Consider the following 22,654-nt stretch of genomic DNA (forward strand, 5'->3'; position numbering starts at 1 on the left):
TAGATAAGACACAACAAATCTTCAAGATCGATATCAACAGTCGTGCGGTCAAACAACTGACACATCACGGGAATAATCACGCAAGCGATTGGTTTGACCCTGCAGCGTTGCCTGTCCAACCTAACACAGCATTACTCACAACGATGTGGAGCAAATTGAAACAGGAGTAGGATACTTTTATGAAAAATATGAATTTGTTCATTTTATGTGGTTTGGTTTTGAATTTGTTATGTATAAGTGCCTGCCTCGTCTTCGCTCAGGCACCCGGAGTCTCTAAAATTGCATTCTCATCCAACCGAGATGGTAATAGGGAAATCCATCTGATGAACCCCGATGGCAGCCGACAAATCAATTTAACGCACCACCCCAGCCAGGATTATATGCCCGCCTTCTCACCCACAGGCACACAAATTCTTTTTGTCTCCAGTCGTGATGGAGAAGCCGACCTCTATCTCATGGACGCCGATGGAACAGATGTGCGACGCGTCTTTGACGAGGCGACGCATAGAAGTGCTCCCACGTGGTCGCCCGACGGAAAATGGATTGCTTATCAGAAAGGACGTTGGCACGACAATCGGGAACTCCACATTGCATCGATAGATAACCGAGTTGAACAGCGAATCACTTGGGTGGGTCACGCGGTGGCAGATCCGAGCTGGTCCCCTGATGGAACCGAGATAGCCTTTGTTGTGAACGTTCCGTTTATAGATGGGATCGGACCGCTGGTGAATACCAAAATTGTTTTTTTTAACGTACAGACGCGTGTTGAAGAGTCATTTTTGCCCGAAGAACTACCCTTAATGGAAACACCTGCGTGGTCTCCAATAGGGGACCTAATCGCCTTTTCTTGGGGAAAGTTGGGACTTGGACAAGATAGCGCGCTTTTCATTGCCGATCGTCACGGACAAAAAGTGAAGCGGATTCTGGCACCGATTGGGGACCCTGCGCTTTCGGAAGTCAATCCGGTGTGGTCTCCGGATGGCAACGAACTTATCTACGAACATATTGTTGAAAAACCGCCAAGAGAGGGCAGAAATGTTTCGGACACACAACTTTACAAAACCGATTTAAACGGTGGTGATCTAAAACAACTGACACGGCATGGGACAAATAAAGAGGCAGATTGGTTTGATCCAGCGTTTGCCTTGTCTGTCCGGCCGCAACCGCAACTGCTCACAACGATCTGGGCTAAATTGAAACAGAAATAGTCCGCTTTTAGAGACAAATATGACCCTGAACTAATTTCTGTTTCTTCTTGACAACCAATCACCTGTGACTTCTTCAAACGGCGCAACAGGTTCAAACGCCTCACCATAATCACCACCCTTATGACTCACCTCACATGACTGGAGCCATTGACGCAGGGACTCGCGGGTTTGCCCTAACCGCTCGCGTTGTCCGTCTGCCAAGTTGATGGTTTCCGCGCGGTCTTCAATCATATCAAAACACAAATCTTCGCTGCCATCACTTGATAGATTGGTCAAGCATTTATATCGGTTATCCATCATAGCGAGGGTCGGTGCGTGAAACATCGACTCTTTTCCACTATTGAACCGATACGGAATCGGGGTCGGACGTTCTGTCATGTCTCCTTCAATGGTCGGTAGCAGACTGATACCGTCAATAGGACGATGATCGGGCATTTCAAATTGCATAGTTTCGGCGATTGTTGGGAAATAATCCAAGGTGCTGCACGGCATTTCGACCACACGTCCGGGGTCTGCATGACCCGGCCAGTGCAAGAGGGCAGGCACGCCGACACCACCGTCAAACAAAGAACGTTTGCGTCCGCGCAAGCCGCCTGTTGAGCCACGGTTACGACCCTCTTGACCTGTGCGCCCTTCGGGTCCGTTGTCCGAACAGAACCAGATCATCGTGTTTTGGGATGCGCCCCATGCTGCCAAAGTGTGATACAACCGTCCCACCTGATCGTCTATTGCAGTAATACAGCCGTAATAGTGTTGCTCATTTTCGCTGTATTCGGCGTACATTTTGCGGTATTCCGGTCCGGCAAAGACCGGGGTATGCGGCGCGTGAAACCAGATTGTCGTAAAGAACGGTTCACCCTTTTCAAGCGTTTGTTCAATAAATGCGATTGCGCGATCCATCAACACTCGTGAATCGCATCCTTTTAGATTCTCCGTAGCCAGTTCTCCATTCTCGTAGTAAGGCGACGCCCACGGACGGTCCGAACGCCTACCGCCACCCTGGACACCTACTGCGGGGTCCCAAGTTGGCACTGCATACTCCGTGGCAAAAGATGCATCGTAATCCCGCTCCCACGGCGGCGCGTAATTACGTGCCGGATTACGATTAGGCTTCCCCGAATAATTCGGGTCCAGCGTTCCAAGATGCCATTTTCCAAAATGTCCGGTTGCATAGCCAAACGATTTTAGCATGCGCGCGAGTGTCATTTCCTGTGCGGGTAAGTGCCCACGATTGGCATGTGTTATGCCGTACCGAAAATAATGTCGCCCGGTCAAACACGTCCCGCGCGTCGGGGAACAGACCGGTCCGCCCGCATAAAACCGCGTAAATCGGATCCCATCACTCGCTAGTCTGTCCAAATTCGGAGTTTTGATAATTTCATTTCCGTTAAATCCGACATCGCCATATCCAAGGTCGTCGCACATCATTAAAATTATATTCGGTGAACGCATTTTTGCCTCCATTTCGTTCGACTGTTCTATTTCCTAAAATTATCAAATCTGCTATTTTATTTCAACATATACTTTAAGCGACTTTTTGAAAACAAAACGCATTTTCATAACACGACACGCTCTTAGGCAACGCCTTTAGTCGTGTGAACATAACTTCGATAAATGTCAGAATTTTTAGTTTTCTATAAATTTCTTTCGCTTTTTTCGGAATTATGCATCTATTTTAGCGGTAAGTCGCGTCACTATATGTCTGATTGCGAAATTATGAAATTATCCCTTTCTGGAGATGACCGATGAAAAACGACGATGTCGAACTGATCCAACGCGTCCTTGCAGGCGATGAGAACGCGTTCTCTGTGATTGTGAGAAAATACCAGAAGCCGGTTCACGCACTTGTGTGGCGGAAAGTCGGAGATTTCCACATCGCTGAAGAGATTACGCAGGACGCTTTCCTGAAAGCATATAAGGAGTTGGCAACGTTGAAGAAACCGCACCGCTTTGCCCGTTGGCTGTCTGTAATCGCGACACGGGGCTGTATTGCATGGCTGCGTAAAAAGCGTTTGTCCACACAGTCGCTGGAACACACAAGCCATGCGCAATTGGAACAAGCAACGTATTCGGGGTACGTGATTCAGGAGAACGAGCAAATGACAGCAGAAGCGCAGCGCGAGGTCGTTGAAAAATTGCTTTCCAAATTACGGGAGAATGAACGGACCGTTATCACGCTCCATTACTTTGCAGAAATGACGCATGAAGAGATCAGTGAGTTTTTAGGGACATCGGTGGGCACGATTAAAAGTCGGCTCCGTCGTGCGCAGCAGCGTTTGAAGAGAGAAGAACCGATGGTTCGAGAGGCTTTAAGCGGTTTCCAAATCGCGCCGAATTTCACTGAGAATATCATGAGGGAGGTTTCGCGTATCACGCCTACGCCGTCTACCGGTGGAAGTCAAAGGTTTGCACCGTGGGCAATCACTGCATCTATTCTGGTTGCAGCATTATTGGTGTTAGGCATCGGGTATCACTACTTCAAACGTTTCGGGTTGTCCTCTGACTCCGCAGATTCTCTCGCAGCGACAGCACCGAAAACCGGAAAAGTCGTTTTTGCCTCTAACCGAGATGGCAATTGGGATATCTGGACGATGAATCCAGACGGAAGTGATCCTGTGAATCTTACAGGAGATGTGGCAAGTGACTTTAAGCCAACTTGGTCTCCAACAGGCGAACAGATTCTGTTCGTCTCCTTCCGAGAAGGCGGTGAAAGTCTATATCTCATGGATGCCGATGGAAGCAATATACGGCGTGTGTTTGATAATTGGCACAGTAGATCTGACGCGACGTGGGCACCTGACGGAAAACGAATTGCATCTGTGAGCGATAGCGTGCTCTATATTATAACAATAGATAGCAAATCAGTTGCGCCAGTGGCACAGACGGGCTTTGGAAGTGTTGGTGATCCCGCTTGGTCCCCGGATGGAAAGGAAATCGCCTTCATCCATTATAAGCCCAAACAGGGCTATGAACTCCGCCTTCTCAACGTTGAAACGCTCAAACAAACTGTCCTTCTCGGCGAATTAGAGAAGTATCCAGTTAAGCTTGATCCAGCGTGGTCTCCCAACGGAAAACAAATTGCCTTCGTTCTACACAAATTCAGACCGATATTAAGTCACACAGACGCATTCGCTTGGCAGGATGAAGAAACGATTTACATTATTAACCGCGATGGGAGTAACTTACAACAACTCGTTTCAGAGAAGGGACCCGACGCACTCCATCCGACGTGGTCCCCAGATGGCGATGAAATTATTTATCAGCAGGGAATCCATCTACCAGAAGTCGGAGATATCCGGCAGTTTTTCAAGATTGATGTGAATAGCCGTGCCAAGACCCAACTTACACACGAGGGAGCCAATAGGGACCCAGATTGGTTTGTGTCTCCGACATCGCCGGACGAACCTTAAGTAAGTTTGCGGGCACTCACAAGACGGTTTCCGCTACAAGATGTTTATTCATTTTTTTACTTCATTATAAGCAAGTTTGAATATTAAATATGCACATTTTACATCAATGACGGGCGGGGAAACCCCGCCCCTACGAGCTCGGCATCGGCACCTACCGAAAAAACTGAGAGATTATTATTTAATATTGCTTAGTTACAAATACTGAGTCAAGAAATCGAGCGAAACCAATGAAGAATTCCAAATCCGAAAGGAGAAAAACTATGAGCATCAGATTTTTTGTCCTACTTTGTTGTATTAGTTTTTTACTGTTCAACAATGGAACACCCGTATGGGCGAAAGCACCATCGACCGCTAAAATCGTATTTTCATCCAACCGAGATGGGAATTGGGATATCTGGACCATGAACCCTGACGGCAGTGATGCTGTAAACCTTACACAAGATGCAGCAGCAGATTTTTCGCCAGTCTGGTCTCCAACAGGCGAACAAATTCTCTTTGTCTCCTTCCGAGAAGGCGGTGAAAGTCTGTATCTCATGGATGCAGATGGAAATAAGATAAGAAAAGTTCTTGACAATTGGCGCAGTAGATCCAGTGCAACGTGGTCTCCTGATGGAAAGCGAATTGCGTCCGTGAGCGATGCCGTCCTTTACATTGCAACGGTAGATGGTAAATCAATTGAACCTGTAGCACAGACTGGCTTTGGAAGTGTTGGGGATCCCGCTTGGTCTCTGGATGGAAATCAAATTGCCTTTATCTACTATAAACGCAAGCAAGGTCATGAACTTCGCCTTCTTAACGTCCAAACGCGCAAACAAAAAGTCCTTCTTGGCGAACTTGAGAAGTATCCATATAAGAGCCATCCGGCTTGGTCTCCGGATGGAAAGCAAATTGCTTTTGTTCTACATAAATTTAGGGCAATACAAAATCAGGCAGACGCAATCGCTTGGCAGGATGAAGAAACAATTTATCTTATCAACCGTGATGGAAGCCAATTGCGAAAACTTGTTTCAGAAAAGGGACCGGACGCACTCCGACCGACTTGGTCCCCGGACGGAGACGAAATCATCTATCAACAGGAAGTCAGAGGTTCTACACAACTCTTTAAGATTGATGTGAGAAGTCGTGCAAAGACGCAACTCACACATAAGGGACATAACAGTAGAGCAGATTGGTTTGATCCTGCAGCGTTGCCTGTTCAACCTAATGTAGAATTATTAACCACAACGTGGGGGAAATTGAAGCAGAAATAGTGTGCTTTTGGAGAAACGAAAGTAGCAGTCCGGTGCGGTTGGGAATGCAGATCGTAAATGTAAAGCATTCTCGCTGCGAAGCAAAATTTGGTCTCCGCGTGTGGGAAACCAAATTTCGGTGAGTACACCGCAAAACCGCACCTACCGGACCTTGGGGAAACTGCACCTATGTTCCCGTTCTCAGTCAACAGTGAACTGGATCGCATCAAAACGACGTGCGACTTTTGCGACTTTTGGTTTGAGTTCTTCAGGGGTACCGCCAGAGAGTGCAGAGACAATACACTCTGCGATGTCTGGTGCGTCTTCTGGTGTCATGCCCCATCGGGTGACCTCCTGAACACCGATACGCAATCCGGATGTTCCGACTTCCGGCGATAATCCCGCCGCCCCCGTAATAATATGGCACGCTTCGAGATGGTTTGCGAGCGCGCTGCCTTCCCCATACTTATCTACAATCAGTATCAAGGTATGCGATTCTGTGAAGCCGAGATCGGCACCGAGCATTGGAACACCGCGTTCGGCTAACGCTTGACCGAGTGCTTTTGCGTTCGCTACAATCGCGTCTGCCTGTGCTTCACCGCATTCCATCCACTCTATAAACGTTCCTGCTAACGCCGGTAACCGATTCAGATGGTGATTGCTCATCAACAACGGATAGACACCCCGCGCAACCCGCTCAGCAATAGATTCATCGTTCATCAAAACCATCCCACCCTGCGGTCCCGCAAGCGTCTTATGCGTGCTGGAAATAATCACATCCGCGCTTTCTTCAAACGGCGATTGAAACCGCTTACCCGCGATGAGTCCAATGACGTGTGAAGCATCGTAGATGAGGTAGGAATCAGGATTCGCTTGGCGCATTGCTTCTTTCAACTCACGCACGGGTTGCGGGAAGAGAAACACACCAGAGCCGACGTTGACGATTCTCGGTTTGTGTTTCGCAATTAGTTCAAGCGTTGCATCCAGATCAATGTTTGAACGCTGTCCGTCCCAGGGAATCGGAATGGATTGGAGTCCTATCTTGAGCGGTGAGGAGAGTAGTTTCTCGGCATAGTGGTGTCCATTATGGACCTCTAATGCTGTATCGCCCGGCTTTGCTAACGCGAACGTCGTTGCAATCCCTGCGATGTTCCCTGATAATGGGCGGAAATCGACATGTGCTGCGCCGAAAAGCTCCTTAGCTAACGCCTGTGTGTATCCCTCTATTTCGGCAATATAGCGGTTGCCCTTGTAATTCCGTTGATAAATGTCAACTCCAGAATAATTCCCATACCGCCGTGCCAACCGTTCGTCAAAAAGTTCTTCAACCAACGGTGAAGGTGTGTTCTCCGAAGCGATGAGATTGAGACAGGTGTCCCGATATGTTTGATGTTTATCGAGAAGTGAAGTGAGTTTTTGGACTTTCGCGTTATGTGTCATAGGAAGAAACCTCCGTTGACAAAGTAGTAGGCACACACCGTGTGCCGTCCACAAAAAGATAAATTGCTTGACGTGGGGTCAAAAATCGGTTACGATGAAAGAAAATATACACTGCAATGAGGACATTATGCCAAAACCGACAGATATCCGTATCCTTGACGTTCATTACGACTTTGAAGAACACCAATACCGCACCCCATTGAAGTTCGGCGGCGTGCCGACAGATCACTGCGTCCTCTTTAACGTCCGCATGCAAGTCCAGACGCGCGATGGAAAAGAGGCAGAAGGGAAAGGTTCCATGCCGCTTGGAAACGTCTGGGCATTCCCGCCGCGCTACGCGCCTTTTGACCAGAGCCTCACAGCGATGAAAAAACTCGCCGAATTGGCGGTAGCAGCAACACAAGATTGCGAATTATGCGCGCATCCACTGGAACTCTCTGAAGTGCTTGAACCCGAATTCTTACGTATTGCCGATGAATTGTCAGAGGCTATGCAGCTCGCATCGCCGATGCCGAAACTCTGCACCGTCGTTACAACAAGCCCTATTGATGCCGCTATCCACGATGCATTCGGAAAAGCAAACGGTATCAATAGTTACAATGGTTTAGGTAAAGCCTTCATTCAGGCGGATTTATCTCACTTTTTGAATGAACGGTTCACTGGAAAATATCTCGACCAATATACCGCGCGCCAACCGAAGTCTAATATGCCGCTCTACCATCTCATTGGTGCCCTGGATCCTCTTACGGACGCGGATATCGCAGAACGTCTCAATGACGGTCTACCGGAGACGCTTCCCGAATGGATTGTCACTGACGGATTGACGCACCTGAAAATTAAATTGAACGGCGACGATCTCGATTGGGATGTCGCGCGCGTCCTCGCGATTGATAAAGTCACCGCGGAAACACAGGCGAAACATGGTGTTGACACTTGGCACTACTCCGCTGATTTTAACGAAACCTGTCAAAACGTCGAATACCTACTGGAATTCCTTAGTCAGATCCAAGAAACAGAACCGAACGCCTTTCAACGCCTCGCCTACATCGAACAACCGACCGATCGGGACCTGAAAGCACATCCCGAAAACAAGATGCAAAAAGCCGCCGAGATCAAACCGGTGGTGATAGACGAATCACTGACTGATTTTGAAACTTTCTTACTGGCACGTGAGCAAGGGTATTCCGGTGTCGCGCTCAAGGCATGCAAAGGACAGTCTCAGGCATTGCTAATGGGTGCTGCCGCCGCAGAATATAATATGTTCCTCGCCGTACAGGACCTGACATGCCCCGGAGCATCGTTTTTACACTCCGCCGGACTCGCCGCGCGTATCCCCGGTGTGACAGCGATTGAAGGCAACTCACGCCAATTCTGTCCGAGTGCCAACGACGGTTGGCGAGATGAATTCCCCTCAATCTTCAATATTACCGATGGCACCGTCGGAACGCAAATCCTTACTGCACCTGGACTTGGTCACTAACATCCGTCCCTGCTGTTTCCTGATCCGAGACAGTAATATTGGTAACAACATTTCGCTGTTCAGGAAGTCGGACGGGGAAATCTTTAATCGCGGCATCAATCAATTCTTTTACAACCACTTTGACCGAATCAAACGGTATACATTCAAGAACGATGATAGCGCGATGTTTTGATGGCGCGATGTTATACGTCAACCCATATTGGATCCCCAATTGCATCAGTTCCGGTTCAACGCTAATAGAAATTTGCTGACACTCCTGCACCGTGATGAAAAAACTATCAACGATAAAATGCGTGTGAATCCACGCCTCTCTCTCTTCAACGATCTTCATATTTTTAATTTACCTTGCGGTTCGGTCAAGTAGGTTAGAAATTTCACGTTCCTTTCCGTATATCTGAAGAAACCCCCAAGCAAAACCCGTCCACTACGTTACGGGCTACACACCTTGGCTCTTAAAAAAATAGCCATCTCTTAATGCCACCTTATCGTCCATTGTAGTATTAACAGCGAAAAGTGTCAATGCTGTGAAAATATTATAAATTGCCGCACTGGTGTGCCATCTAATTGCTGAACGCTCCCATTGTGCCAACGAATCTTGAAACTATCTATGCCTGAGGCATCGCCTAACCCGAATGAGAGGCGGAGATCATTGCCTGACAGATAACTTGCCCCACAGATGACTTCTCTCAGGAATGTCATACCTTGCGTCTCCAGTTGAACCTGCGCACCGATTGCATCCGTGTTCCCATCTGTACCGACCAATTTCACCGTTAGCCACGCGTTCGCATTGCCGATCTCGTTACGCAAGATGACCGCCGGACGGTTGGACTGACACAGCACGACATCCACATCGCCATCCATATCTATATCCCCGAACAGCATGCCGCGCACCACATAAAGCGTTTCATCCAAACCCGCTTCAGCAGTAATTTCAGTGAAGACTACATCGTTCTCTGAGGTACCGCCTCGGTTATGAAACAGTTGCACAGGTTGCGCGTAACGCATCTTCGCGTCAATCTGTTTTACGTTGTCCCAGATGTGTCCATTTCCCACGAGTATATCTAACCAACCGTCGTTATCGAAATCAATGAAACGGGTGCCGAAGCCGAGGGAATAGAAGGACGGGTCAGCGAGGTTTGTGTCAAATGTTACATCCTCAAAATAGCCGTCGCCATCGTTTTGCATGAGGCAGTTCGCTTCCAACGAAAAATTTGATACCCAGAGATCAATGTCGCCGTCGTTATCATAGTCTGCTGCGTCTATTCCCATTGACCCGTTTGCCAAACCGTCGCCGTTGTAGGCAACGCCGCGGAGGACACCTTCTTCGCGAAAAGTCCCGTCACCTTGATTCATAAAAAGCGTATTCGGAGACATATCGTTTGCGACATAGATGTCCAACCAGCCATCGCTGTCCACATCTGTAAAGACAACACCTAACCCACGCGTCGTCGGTTCATAGACCCCGGCGGCTTCGGTAATATCTGTAAACGTGCCATCACCATTATTACGGTAAAGCACATCGGCGATGCCGTGATATTCGTTGGGGCCACAGTAGATACGCAAGATGTTCTTGTAATAGCACGGGATGTCGGTTTCGAGTGCGTATTCAACGTAGTTGCAAACATAGAGATCCAAATCCCCATCCCTATCAATATCAGCGAACGCGGCACTCGCACTCAGTAGCGGACAACCGACTTGCGCCTGCTCGGTTACGTCGGTAAACGTGCCATCACCATTGTTGCGATAAAGCACATTTTCTCCCAAGTTCGTTACGTATAGGTCGCGGTCCCCATCAGAATCGTAATCCGCAGCGACAGCACCGAGTCCGTAACCTGTATCTGCAACGTTTGCAGATACTGTGACATCAACGAAAACACCAGCGTCGTTTCGATATAGACGGTTTGTGGGCAGAGATGCTGTTGATGAAGAAAGCGCATTGCCTTGAACGAGGTAAAGATCCAGGTCTTCATCGTTATCGAAGTCAAAGAGTGCGCCGCCGCTGCCCATCGTTTCAACGAGTCGGCGCTCGGCAGAAAAGCCATTGATATGCTTGAAGTCAAGCCCCATGGCATCGGTCAGGTCGCGGAAATAAGGTTCAGCCCTACCAAGCAGTGGAAGCATGAGAAGGAAAAGGGTCAACAAGTAAGACCGGTAGTGTTTGAGTTGGAACATAGCGATAGGCGGATTAGTTTTTGATTTCTGGGCGCGGACGGACGACTCGAAACCCGATAGTATGTGTTGAATCCAGCGGATAAAATTTGAAGCGCAAACTTGAACGGAGGAACGCCCTGCCGACATCCCACGCACCGCCTCGAATAACTCTTGCGCGAAGTACGTCGCGAAAACGGAGATTGAGCGGATTTCGGGATACATCTTCTCCGTTTCGCTGATAGGTTGTCAGACTGTATTCATCGAGGCACCACTCCCACACGTTCCCAGCGAGATCCGCGATACCGTCCGGGGACTCGCCTTTCGGAAATTGACCCACCGGCATCGGACGATTGTAGCGGCGTGCGAAGTTAGCATGCTGACGCGCTTTCGGGGGTGTATCGCCCCAAGGGTATACGCGCGCCTTTGTGCCGCGTGCTGCGCGCTCCCATTGCGCTTCAGTCGGGAGGCTTCCGCCAATCCATTCTGCAAACGCTTGGGCATCAAACCACGTTACACCGACAATGGGTTGCGTGTCGCCGTTGAGGGTTTCATCTTCCCACGTTTTTTCGCCGTTGTGTCCGCGGGGTGTAGGGCGGTTCGTTGCTTCAATAAAAGCACGATACTGTGCGTTCGTAATTTCATACCGCGAGATTTCGTAGGCATTCAGGTAGACTTGATGTTGTGGCAGTTCGGCATCAAAAGTGTGCTGCTCAAGCATGGAACTCCGCAATTTTGCGTCCTGATAAGCGGCGTTTGCTTCTTCAGGGGTTGAACCCATCAGGAACGCACCTTTAGGAATAGCGACCCATTCTATAGTCTCAAGAATTCGCCGAGCTGCTTCATTAACTTCAGCAACAGCAAAATCACCACAGATCACAAGAATGAGAACAAGCATCGAAAAATAGGCACATTTCATTTCGACTTAGCTTCTTGAAAATCAAATCTCCTTAAAGAAAATCTGGTCCAGACTTCATCAAGATTATCGCCAGTGCTAGAGGATCCGCCGTATGCTACTATATAATTCTCGCCGGTGGCGATGCGGAATCTATTGGCTATTTCAAAAATATCTTCTACATCCCGTGGACTTTTGGGCTTGGTAACACGGCACTTCAAAACATCAGGCGGTTTAGAAAAGGATTTATCATATTCCAGATAAGGGTAATCTTCTAAGATATTCTCAAGAATGCTTTCAGAAATTTCGCCCAATTCCCCCACAGAACAGTCTTCATCATGTCCTATATAATCATCATTAAGCAAAAACTCCTTCCTACTTAGGGCTTTCCGAACAATATCAATAATCTCTCCCGATGCCTTTTGCAAAGTTTTTTCCAATTTCTCGCGCGGAATGTCTCCTAATTGGTCATCCCTAAGAGTCGCAATGAAAATTCCTTTGCTCAGATCCATGGGCAATCCTTCTTTTTGTTCAACACCATTGAGAGCGTACCGAACCCGTCCGAAAAAGGTAGGTCCATATCCATGCACATTAAGTATTTCCATACGCAAGAATTCAATGAAATTACTGACCGACAGCTCCTTCAAATCAATGACGCGCATTTCATACATGCTCATGATAGCTTCTCTTAAGTAACGCTAACGACCACGTGGCACGCTATGCCGGCGTTTTAGGTCGCCCCAAGCGATTGGCAATTTCGCACGCGGCGAAACATCAAACGGCACGAGAAGGTCTTCAAAGTACTCATACTGCGCAATCTGCTTGCCTTTGCTGTCACAGATACCGACGTAAATGCCGACCTCAAGCGGTTCATCAAATTCCTGTTCGGTTTCGCCGATGTCAATCCATTTGTCGTTGGTTTTCCGTTTCCACCACGCTGTGAAGGCATCACCCTCACGGCGGAGTCGCATGTAAATATCCATTTCGCCTGCAGGGTCTTGGAAATTGGGAACTGTACCAGCAAGCCCTTCGCCACCATCAAACTGCCGTTTTTGGTACTGGATAACGGCATTATTTCCGTTTGCGGGTCCGCGTCCCCAGAGTTTGATCGTCACCCATTCGCCGTCACGGCCTTGACGGTCCTTCGTTGTTGGCGAGTAGGCAGCGATACCTGCAACCACGCAAGCATCTTCATAATCCATGTAGAGATGCGTTTCTACATCAAAATCACCTTCATGTTCCTGATAGAGGCGGTTCGTTGTGTCCGAGGGCCAGAGATTGCGATTCAGTTCACCGGTGACATGAAGCCATCCGGCTTTCGTTTTGCCCATATCCCATTTTTTTGGTTCAACGCCCTCTTCGTCGGAAGTTTTCCATTTCCAATTTGGATTTTTTAGAGCGTTTCCATCAAACGGATCACCGAGAGAAGGTGCCGCTTCAGCAGGGAGTGTGCCAAAAAGCATCGTAAAACCTATAAACGATAGAATAATTGCTATTTTCATATTTTGTCTCCATAAAAATGCTGGCGGTATTTGGAACCGCCAGCGATTGAAAAAAGCCGCGAACATTGATCGCTGCTACTGTCTTTTCAATTCACCCCACGTGACGGCGAGTCGATCGCGTGGATCAACAGGCGTTGCGGGGCTTGAGGCTTCCCGGAAATAGTCAAATGTGACCGTCATCCTGCCAGCATCGCTTGCGCCTTCACAAATACCGACATAGATGCCAACCTCAAGCGGTTCAGCGAGTTCGTTGGTCACCTTACCGACGGAGACCCAGTCCCCTTCCGCGTTCGGTTTGAACCAAGACTCATAGTCGTCGCCGTCACGCTTGACGCGCAATTCAACAGGAATGACCCCTTGACTTGGGTTGTAGTCGGGTTGTGTACCGACATATCCCAAATCAGCAGAATCATTTTGACGACGTTGGTATTGGAGCACCGCATTGTTGCCTTGCGCAGCACCGCGCCCCCACAACTTCAACGTCACCCACTGACCATCACGGTCTTGGTGATCCTTCGTCGTTGCTGAATACACAATAATGCCAGCAACCGTGCAAGCATCCCCATAATCAACAGTCATTGCCGTTTCGATGTCAAACTGGTCCTGATCCGTGACCTGATAGAAACGTGTGCTGGTATCATCCGTCCACACATTTTGATCGAAACCTGCTTCAGCCATGAGCATGCCACCCTTCAACTCCCAGGGGCTTTTGTCGCCATCCTTGACTTGCCAGAAAGATTGAAGATCTTGACCGGCTCCAGTGAATTCATCGCTCATCAATGTTTGTGCGAAAACACCGGGAATGACGTATGCAGATAGAAGCAAAATTGCAACTATACAAGTAATCTGTTTCATTACATATCCTCTCTATTTTTTCGTACAGAACAGCACCGATCCGTTTTGGTACCGCCTGTACAGGTGATTAATCTTGTATATATTACCACACCAATTAGAAAAATTCAACTTTTTTCTTACTATTTCGTATTTAAAATTAGCCGAAAAAAGATTGCAGATCTCCTTGCAATTCGCGTTAAGACTATGTTAAAATTCAGAATTGACCGAGATTCACGCTCAATTACATGTTATTTCCTTTAGGAGGCAGATTATGAAGGTAGGTATTCGGGATGGAATGCTGCCCGTTTCCTTTGAAGAATCGTTTCAGAAAGCAAAAGATATTGGGTTTGATGGTATCGAACTTTGTATGGGAGCCAATTACCGTGAACATGCCCTCTGGCAGGATGGTGGGATTGATACGGTGAACAGTTTGGCAGAAGCCGCAGGCATTGAGGTGTCCTCACTGTCGCCGGGCGGTTTCACTGCTTTTTCGTTTATGCATCCGACCGACAGCACACGCAGCGAAGGGATTGCGAAGTTGCAATATCTCGCAGAAACTGCCCCACAACTTGGCGCGAAAGTGATTCTGGTGCCCTTTTTTGGAGGCGGACAAATCCAAGACGAGCATATCAGGGCGCCGCGGTTTATTGATGGACTCAAAGCCGCCGCGGAAACCGCCGAAAAACACGGGGTCTTTCTCGCAATTGAATCGACATTAAGCGCGGAACAACACCAGCAAATTATTGATAACGTCGGTTCATCAGCTGTTGGGGTCTATTACGATATGGGGAACGCCACGGGATTAGGCTACGATTCGCCATCTGAAATTCGGAGCTTGGGCAGCGCAATCACACAGATGCACATCAAGGACACTGGTGGCAATCACGCTGGCGAAGGTGATGTCGATTTTCCGGCAGTCTTTGACGCTGCGCACGCTGTAGGATATGATAGTTGGTTTGTACTCGAAACGCCCGGTAAGGACGATCCGGTTGCGTCTGCTGCAAAGAATCTCAATTTCGTGAGGAACAATTTTTGAGGCAACCGCAAAAGTGCCATCTGTTATCGAAGATTCGTAGTTTCAACATCGGAACGTCTTACATGGAGGAGTTGGCATGAACAGCCCAAAAACGATAATCCCACGCTCCGAAAGCAAGAAGCTGCTGTCCTTACCGACGCGCGAAGCAGAGCAACTCTTTCAAAGCTACGGAAAGCAACAGCAATTGGAGATTCTCAGTGCAACCCGCAACCCAAGAGCACGCGAGCAACTCTACTATCTCGTCCCGGATTGTACGGAACTCATTCAGGAAAGTCCGACTGAAGATGTACTCCAAGTTTTGGACACCATGCTCGGCTCAGGACTCGCCTCGGCACTGCTGCCGTGTCTGTCAAACGATCAATTTGAGGAACTATTAGATATTGCCGTCTGGCGCGAGGGCAAACTTGATGAAGCGTCATTGGACCTCTGGCTCTTTGAACTCTCTGAGTGTGATCGGGACGAACTGGGGCGGTTTCTCAGAGAATTAGATATCCGTCTACTCGCAGCACTCCTCCACGGACGTATCAAACTTCAAGACCAACACGCTGGATTGCTTCTTGAAAGTGGACTTCTGGATCCAACTTCTCACGCGATTGATTACGCCGACGAACGCGCCCGGGCAATTTCCGACGCTATCTGGGAAGCGGATCATGAGGTATTTGAGATGCTCATCACCGAACTCTTTGCAATTGATACTGAGGGTGATGTTGAGGCAGAACTTGCCGCTATTTTCGATGCCGCACAGGCAGACAGAGCCGAGCGTGTCGTCGAACGCGATAAGGCAGCAGGCGTTGATGTCACGGAAGCCGACCTCATGGAAAAAGTTGACTTAGATTCGATTTCATTTGATGAAGACGGAGAAGACGATGACAACGAATAAGTTTTCTCTCGTCGCTGAGGCAAGTCTTGACGGACGGCTATTCCTCGCGCGAGCATTGGCGCACGGCGATACCCTCGGTCATACTTCGCGCGAGCAGGCAGATGCACTTTACCAAAATATCGCCGCCATTGCGCATAAACTCATCACAATGAAGACGGCAGACCTCTCTGACGAATCAGCACTTCGGACGCATATCCAAACTGCCTTTACGCTCACCAGTCTCGGATTGGAATACGGCAGCAAAGGTGATCTGGACAAAGCGGCGCAACTCCTTCATAAAACCCGGACTGTTAAGTTTTTCCAAATCGGTAATACGTTAATGGAGAAATTGCTCGACAGGGCGCGCCACCTTTTAGAACATGCCGTGATTCTGCCACCCAGTAGAGATGAAGAGCGGCTTCTCGGCACCAATTATACCGACTTGGAGATCGAAGGCATCCAAATCTATACACAAGCAGAACTCGAATTTCTAAAGGCGTTGCTGATATATCGGACCTCCATCCGGACACTTCAGGTGACAATCAGGGATACCGAGACCCCACGTCCGCTCCTCCACTTGGCTGAAGTCGAAATGCTTGACCGACAACTGGCATGCATCGAGCATCGATGCGATTACGTGAAAGCCTTGCCGTTAGATAATCTATTCGTGTTAGATCCGCCGCTCAGTATCTTTCCGAATCCGATTGAATACCTCACGCTCGGATTGATAGCTAACCTTGTACTTTACCGTCAAGTTGACTTCCAGTTGGACGAGGACGCTCGGCAGGATTTTCACCAATTGGCTTATGTTGACGGTGAGATCCGAGACTCCTTCCGGCAGCAGCTGCTCGACTGGATTGCAAAGTATCTCGAACAGGCACAGCAACCTGAACCTGTAAAAAACTACGCTGTCGCCTATTGGGACGATTGCCTCCGCATTGAGGGACAGGCGGCTCCGTCTCAATAACCTTAGCGGTCAGAGGGAAATTGTCGCTTCGCGTCAGCGATTGCTCGACGTGCTTCTGGAGTCCCGATGTCGCTTAAAGCGCGTTCTGCCATACGGCGAAGGTCAGGATCATCCGAATTGAGTGCTTGGATTAACGATTCAACTGCGGGGGATCCAATCGTAACCAAGGCGCGCACGACAAGGCGGCGGACGTTCCATTCCGGGTCTGTAAGTGTGCTAATAAGTGCGGGGAGAATTGTATCCAGCGGTGTGCTGATCTCGCCTAACGCGTAAGCCGCATTCAATCGAATCTCCATTGATTCGGCTTTTAAGGCATCAATAAGATACGGCACAGCAGGTTCACCCAAATTCTGTAGCGCGACAGAACCGACAACACGGATGTTTTCGTCCGGATCGGCGAGGATTGAAATAAGGGCAGGTGCAATGCGGGCAGCTGGGACCCCGATTTCGCTGAGCGTCCACGCCGACATCTCACGAATCTGCGAATTTTCATTGGATAATCCGCGAATGAGGGCATCAATCGCCTCGGATCCCATTGCGACTAAGGCTTTGGACGCTTCGGTACGGCGGATTGCCTCCGTTGCACTAAACTCGGCAACAAGCGTTTCTGCCTGCTGTTCCTGCGATTGACACGCTATCAGGCAGAGAAGTATGGGGATTAAAAGAAGACGTTGCATAGCACCTAATATACCACAGCTGCTTGCTTTTTGCAAGTTACAGCACCTGGGGGTGAAGATTCGATCAGAAAATGGAGAATCAAACGTCTCTGCCCTTTCAAGTCATACAAGGTTGCGAAGCGAAGAAAGGCGAGATCAGAAACCTCGCCAGCAAATCCACGTTACAAAACACAAAAGGAGAAGTACGGGGTTCGCCACGGTGCGAAAACCGTGATAAAAAATGAAATTAGAGACAGCGACATTCGGTGCGGGCTGTTTTTGGTGTGTTGAGGCAGTCTTTCAGCAATTGGAAGGCGTTCACGAGGTCGTCTCAGGATACACAGGTGGCACCACCGTCAACCCGACTTATCAAGCCGTGTGTATGGGGATGACGGGACACGCTGAAGTGATCCAGATCCAATTCGATCCGACAGCCATCTCTTACGAGGAACTCTTGGAAGTGCTTTGGCACACGCACGACGCAACAACGTTAAATCGGCAGGGGGCTGATGTCGGCACGCAGTACCGTTCCGCGATTTTCTATCACTCAGAGGAACAACAGCGCATCGCCGAACAATCTAAAGCAGAGATGGATAAATCTAATATGTGGGACGATCCGATTGTCACAGAGATCACACCTATTGACACCTTCTATCCTGCCGAAGATTATCACCAGAACTATTTTCTTTTAAATTCAAGGCAGCCGTACTGCCAATTTGTAATCCACCCGAAGATGCGAAAATTCACAAAGGATTTTAAGGACAAACTCAAAAATGAGCAGTAAACATGTTTTAAAAAGGCAGTTACTATGGCTTTTCGTCATCTGTTGCTTCAGTGTTAGCACCGTGGTGGCGCAAAATACTGCATCACCGGTAACTGTATCTGTTACAACGCCAAGGCGCGGGACATTTGTCTCGGCGAAGGATTACACCGGACATCTACAACCCAAGGCTGAAGTTAAAGTATTTGCCAATGTTTCGGGTAAACTTGTTTCACTCGCCGGAAAAGTAGGGCAAAGTGTAGCGAAAGGCGATGTGCTTGCACAGAGCAGCTCAAAAGAAGCTGCGCTCGCCGTCATACGTGCCGAATCCGCATTAAGCAGTGCACAATCGCGACTTATAACGACGCAAGCCAGTGCACAAGCACGTGTTGAATCGCAATTAGCGGTTGCACAGGAGACATTGATGGCAGCACAAGCAACACTTGTCGAGACAAAATCTCTCGCCGAAATGCGCATCCGTAATCAACTCACACAGGCAGAGATCACATATCAAGCAGCGAAAGAAACAATTGAAAAATCTAAAACAAATGCAGAACAAGCGTTGGAACGCGCGCGCGTGGAGCGCGATGATGCGAAAGCGAATTTTGATCGCAACAAGTCACTTCACGAAAAACAACTCATCAGTGATAGCAATTTTGAATCCGTAGACAAACGTTTGAAATTGGCGGAAACCCGTTTAGAAGAAGCTAAGGTTACAGCAGGGCAGTTTGAGGAAGGCGCGACACATCCTTCCGTGGAGAAGGCGAAAGCAGAATTAGCGGTCGCTCAGAAGATTGTGGAGAGCCGCGGTTGGGAACGCGAGATCGCCTCAGCGGAATCGAAGGTCACCCAAGCGCAAGCCAGCCTCAACACAGCCCAGAAACTCATCGAAGCAAAGTCCTGGGAAGGCGAGATCGACATCGCTAAAGCGGCAGTAACACAAGCCTCGGAACAACTGAAGTTGGCACAGGAGCAGTTAAGTGATGCAACGATCAAATCCCCGATTGATGGTGTTATCGCAACGCAACACCTGAACGTCAGCGATTATGCCCAACCTGCCTCATCGCCTACAGCAAAACCGACATTTACCGTGGTCGCAGTAGATATTCTTAAAGCAGTTTGGAACATGCCTGCCGGAGCCGCGCGCCGCATTAATAACGGCGATCTCGTCTTGATTTCTACGGATTCTGGTATTCGGAATATTGTCGGCACGGTTGCTTTCATCAGTCCGACTGTTAACCCTGACAACAACACCGTGCTTGTTCACGCGACAGTACCGAATTCCGAAAACAGCCTCAAACCCGGGACGGCTATCACGGTTTCCATCAAAACGGGTGAACGAAAGAACGTCCAACTGCTTCCGTTGCGCTCAGTCTTGAATATCCAGAACGGTAGCGGTACTATTTTTGTTGTTGAGGGAAACGTGGCACGTACGAAACAGGTGAACGTTGGCGGCGTTTATAGTGGTGAAATTGAGGTTGCCTCACAACTCGCCAGAGGCACACGGGTAATTAGTGATGAACAACACCGCTTACAAGACGGGGCAAAGGTGTCCATTGCATCCGATTAGATGGATAGCGGCGTGTAAACCCGATTTAGGAATGGTAAGCGCGATTTCAAACCGCGCTTACAAAATTAAGGCTACATTCCTATTCCCTAAAAAGCGTGTGATGACTTGGGAAGGGTTTGTTCTCAGGCCAGTACCTCCTAAAGGTTCTGATATCTACGTCTAATGCCGTAGCCGCTTCAGCATGGTCCGTGTATAGGTAGGGTGCCCGGCGATAGACATTCCATTCAATTTGCGAAAAAGTCATGCCGCCGAAATAGATACAGCCATGATCTTTATCCAAACGCTTAGATAGCACTTTTAAAGCGAGGTGAACAGCCTGCTTCTGACCATTCAGACTTTTGTTTCGCCATGCTGGACGTGAGAAATTCTCCAAAATGAAAAGGTTGATAGGTTCTGTCAGAAGTTTTCTGATCTCGTCAGAAGGAAACTGTCCGATCCGGCGCGAAGCCTCTATAGATGTGAAAAGTGAATCATCATCTTCTGTCCGATACGACAACCACCTTTCAAGCTGCACGCGGGAAATACGCAATTCTCTTGCGGCTTTTCTTCTGTCTCCGCCGTAACCCTTTACGACTTCGTGTAGCACTGCAGTCAGGCTGCCTTTGCGGGTTCTTCCTTTTATACTGACAGGCTCCGCTTCTTCTATGGGTTCGGAACTATACCGAAGATTCGATAACTGAGAAATGGCATCGTCAATCACCCGTTTAATCCAGTCGTCCGAGAAGATTGGAATCTCCAAGTCAGTCGTATTAAATTCGAGTCGCCAGTCATAAATTTCGCGTTCCGCTCCATTGGCACGGGCACGTCCATCAGTAGAGAACGCTTCCCACCACTCGTCGATTTGGCGATCCGTGATACCTGACGCTCCATCAGCGAGAAACCGACAGAACTGTCCCTGAGAGAAAAACTGACAGAACACCATGACCGGCAAATCAATCAGGTTTCGATATATCGGTGTTTCTGGCGTTTCCGAAGATCGGGTTTCTGGTTCGCTCCCCTCTGAACCTTCATCTCCACTATACATCCGGATTTCTTGCGGGAGGTCCCTCGGCATAATTACCTCGCCTTGGGAAGTGACCGTCGCGCTTTCGAGGCATCTTTCTAACTCGCGAACATTGCCCGGCCAGTTATACGTTTGGAGCAATCCCATCGCTTCTTCAGAAATATCGGACCTCGCCCTCTCATTTTCTTCCTCAATACGCTGCAGAAAGTACGTGACCAATAATGGAATATCCTCTGTCCGTTCCCGTAAGGGCGGCAGAGATATCTGATGTCCACAGAGACGGTAGTACAAATCCTCTCGGAATGTTCCTTGCGCGACCATTTCCCGCAATTTCTGATGCGTAGCACTGATGACGCGCACATCCACGGTGTGTGTCTCTGTTCCGCCCACGCGTTGGACCTCTCTTTCTTGCAAGACATTGAGGAGTGTTTCTTGTAGTGATAGACTCATATTGCTGACTTCATCGAGGAACAGCGTGCCACCATCAGCCTGTTCAAATGCGCCGGGACGCGCCGATTCCGCCCCTGTGAATGCCCCTCTTTCATGACCGAGTAGTTCAGCTTCACGGAGTTCATGCGGCACCGCGCCACAATCAACTGAAATAAACGGCGCGTCTGCGCGTTCACTTTCTGTGTGAATGAGGCGCGCAACCAGCCCTTTCCCAGTGCCTGTTTCACCCTCAAGCAGCACTGAAATGTTAAAGCAGGCTGCACCTCCAATTTCGCTATTCAGCTCAAACATTGCTTCACTCTCCCCAACGAGAGCGTACTGTTCCTCAGACATGTCTTCTTCAATTTCCTCTTCAGGAAATGAGAATGTGCTGCTTCGGCTATCTATCCGGCCAAACGCCCGATCAACTGCCCTACGGATATTTTCTATATCAGTGCGTTTAGACAGAACTTCTATGGCTCCCAGCGGGCGGGCTTTTCTCGCTGTTTGTACCCCCGCTCCGATCACAATTACAATAACCTGTGGGTGTTCATGCTTAATTCTCCGTAACGCATCCAAACCTCTTCTCGCTGACAATTCCACATTCAGTAAGACGACTTTCAAATTTTCGGATGCGGTAATTTTTTCCAAGCCCTCATCAACGCCCCCAACGATGATAGGAGAATAGCCCTCGGTCCTTAGGAAATACTCCAAGGCATGAGAACTCTGATTGTCATCAATAATTAATATTTTTTTCATTAGCTTGCCTCGTGTGTTCACTATTATAGTAAAATCGGAAAATATGTTTACACTTTTCCCCTTCGTAGGGGCTGGGTGACCCAGCCCCTACGAGTTACCGTGTGTGGAAATAATTATGGGATTTACTATAATAAGCATTCAACTTAAGATTTCAGGATATAAAATGTCTTACATCCAATCTTATCTACAAAACCTATGCAGATTTTTACAAAACTTGTGCAGATTTTCACAAAACCTGTGCTGGAATCGCCACTTTCATGCCCAATATTTGACAAAATTTGCTTGGCATGAGTCTTGCTATTATATTTCTCGGCGCGAGCTCGATAACAAAAATGCAAGACGGCATGCAGAAAGTGCATGGAAAATATTCATGAACCCTCAAAATCTGCAGGATGATGACCGAAATTTGCATAAAAATTGGGCTGATAGGAAAAAATGTTGTATTTTATTTTCCTTTTTGCTATAATGT

Annotated in this window: 19 protein-coding genes; 9 read left to right on the top strand and 10 right to left on the bottom strand. The window is 48.5% G+C overall.

Annotated elements, in window-relative coordinates; genetic code table 11:
* Nucleotides 1-179: 179 nt before the first annotated feature.
* Entirely contained in the window at nt 180-1,208 is a 1,029-nt protein-coding gene (locus tag OXH00_17635; GenBank protein ID MCY3742841.1) for a hypothetical protein, read from the top strand.
* 30 nt (nt 1,209-1,238) lie between these two features.
* Here the strand turns inward: OXH00_17635 and OXH00_17640 are convergent, their stop codons facing one another.
* A complete protein-coding gene (locus OXH00_17640; GenBank protein MCY3742842.1) occupies nt 1,239-2,660 on the bottom strand; it encodes a sulfatase-like hydrolase/transferase in 1,422 nt (473 codons plus the stop codon).
* Nucleotides 2,661-2,953: 293 nt separating this feature from the next.
* On the opposite strand from OXH00_17640, the gene OXH00_17645 reads away from it, so the two are divergent.
* Both OXH00_17645 and OXH00_17650 read left to right on the top strand, forming a co-directional pair.
* A complete protein-coding gene (locus OXH00_17645; GenBank protein MCY3742843.1) occupies nt 2,954-4,618 on the top strand; it encodes a sigma-70 family RNA polymerase sigma factor in 1,665 nt (554 codons plus the stop codon).
* A gap of 260 nt (nt 4,619-4,878) precedes the next feature.
* Nucleotides 4,879-5,868, top strand: a complete 990-nt coding sequence (locus tag OXH00_17650; protein MCY3742844.1) for a hypothetical protein — start codon at nt 4,879-4,881, stop codon at nt 5,866-5,868.
* Nucleotides 5,869-6,048: 180 nt separating this feature from the next.
* Here the strand turns inward: OXH00_17650 and OXH00_17655 are convergent, their stop codons facing one another.
* On the bottom strand, nt 6,049-7,287 hold the full coding sequence (locus tag OXH00_17655) for a serine hydroxymethyltransferase (GenBank protein ID MCY3742845.1): 1,239 nt from the start codon (nt 7,285-7,287) through the stop codon (nt 6,049-6,051).
* A 127-nt stretch (nt 7,288-7,414) separates the two neighbouring features.
* Between OXH00_17655 and OXH00_17660 the strand changes: the two genes are divergently transcribed.
* Complete coding sequence (locus OXH00_17660) at nt 7,415-8,767, top strand: mandelate racemase/muconate lactonizing enzyme family protein (GenBank protein ID MCY3742846.1); 1,353 nt, start codon at nt 7,415-7,417, stop codon at nt 8,765-8,767.
* On the opposite strand, the gene OXH00_17665 is transcribed toward OXH00_17660, so the two are convergent.
* From OXH00_17665 to OXH00_17690, 6 genes are all read right to left on the bottom strand, one after another.
* Complete coding sequence (locus OXH00_17665; GenBank protein ID MCY3742847.1) at nt 8,742-9,098, bottom strand: hypothetical protein; 357 nt, start codon at nt 9,096-9,098, stop codon at nt 8,742-8,744. The genes OXH00_17660 and OXH00_17665 overlap by 26 nt on opposite strands.
* Nucleotides 9,099-9,283: 185 nt before the next feature.
* Entirely contained in the window at nt 9,284-10,906 is a 1,623-nt protein-coding gene (locus tag OXH00_17670; protein ID MCY3742848.1) for a CRTAC1 family protein, read from the bottom strand.
* Between the two features lie 46 nt (nt 10,907-10,952).
* The gene (locus OXH00_17675) at nt 10,953-11,834 is read right to left on the bottom strand and encodes a formylglycine-generating enzyme family protein (protein MCY3742849.1); all 882 of its coding nucleotides are present in this window, start codon (nt 11,832-11,834) and stop codon (nt 10,953-10,955) included.
* Nucleotides 11,831-12,487, bottom strand: coding sequence for a hypothetical protein (locus tag OXH00_17680; protein MCY3742850.1), 657 nt, complete (start codon nt 12,485-12,487; stop codon nt 11,831-11,833). The genes OXH00_17675 and OXH00_17680 overlap by 4 nt, the downstream gene beginning before the upstream one ends.
* A gap of 21 nt (nt 12,488-12,508) precedes the next feature.
* Complete coding sequence (locus OXH00_17685) at nt 12,509-13,312, bottom strand: hypothetical protein (GenBank protein ID MCY3742851.1); 804 nt, start codon at nt 13,310-13,312, stop codon at nt 12,509-12,511.
* Between the two features lie 75 nt (nt 13,313-13,387).
* Nucleotides 13,388-14,167 (bottom strand): hypothetical protein, encoded by a 780-nt coding sequence (locus tag OXH00_17690; protein MCY3742852.1) that lies wholly within the window; start codon nt 14,165-14,167, stop codon nt 13,388-13,390.
* Nucleotides 14,168-14,417: 250 nt separating this feature from the next.
* On the opposite strand from OXH00_17690, the gene OXH00_17695 reads away from it, so the two are divergent.
* From OXH00_17695 to OXH00_17705, 3 genes are all read left to right on the top strand, one after another.
* Entirely contained in the window at nt 14,418-15,182 is a 765-nt protein-coding gene (locus tag OXH00_17695; protein MCY3742853.1) for a sugar phosphate isomerase/epimerase, read from the top strand.
* Nucleotides 15,183-15,258: 76 nt separating this feature from the next.
* Nucleotides 15,259-16,062, top strand: coding sequence for a DUF6178 family protein (locus tag OXH00_17700; GenBank protein MCY3742854.1), 804 nt, complete (start codon nt 15,259-15,261; stop codon nt 16,060-16,062).
* Entirely contained in the window at nt 16,049-17,008 is a 960-nt protein-coding gene (locus tag OXH00_17705) for a DUF6178 family protein (GenBank protein MCY3742855.1), read from the top strand. The genes OXH00_17700 and OXH00_17705 overlap by 14 nt, the downstream gene beginning before the upstream one ends.
* A 2-nt stretch (nt 17,009-17,010) precedes the next feature.
* On the opposite strand, the gene OXH00_17710 is transcribed toward OXH00_17705, so the two are convergent.
* On the bottom strand, nt 17,011-17,685 hold the full coding sequence (locus OXH00_17710) for a HEAT repeat domain-containing protein (GenBank protein ID MCY3742856.1): 675 nt from the start codon (nt 17,683-17,685) through the stop codon (nt 17,011-17,013).
* Nucleotides 17,686-17,905: 220 nt separating this feature from the next.
* On the opposite strand from OXH00_17710, the gene msrA reads away from it, so the two are divergent.
* Both msrA and OXH00_17720 read left to right on the top strand, forming a co-directional pair.
* Entirely contained in the window at nt 17,906-18,448 is a 543-nt protein-coding gene (gene msrA / locus OXH00_17715; protein ID MCY3742857.1) for a peptide-methionine (S)-S-oxide reductase MsrA, read from the top strand.
* Nucleotides 18,438-19,994, top strand: coding sequence for an efflux RND transporter periplasmic adaptor subunit (locus OXH00_17720; protein ID MCY3742858.1), 1,557 nt, complete (start codon nt 18,438-18,440; stop codon nt 19,992-19,994). Before msrA ends, OXH00_17720 begins: the two co-directional genes overlap by 11 nt.
* 79 nt (nt 19,995-20,073) lie before the next feature.
* On the opposite strand, the gene OXH00_17725 is transcribed toward OXH00_17720, so the two are convergent.
* A complete protein-coding gene (locus OXH00_17725) occupies nt 20,074-22,185 on the bottom strand; it encodes a sigma-54 dependent transcriptional regulator (protein MCY3742859.1) in 2,112 nt (703 codons plus the stop codon).
* Nucleotides 22,186-22,654 lie beyond the last annotated feature (469 nt).

The sequence above is a fragment of the Candidatus Poribacteria bacterium genome, from assembly GCA_026706025.1.
Classification (GTDB): Bacteria; Poribacteria; WGA-4E; order WGA-4E; family WGA-3G; genus WGA-3G.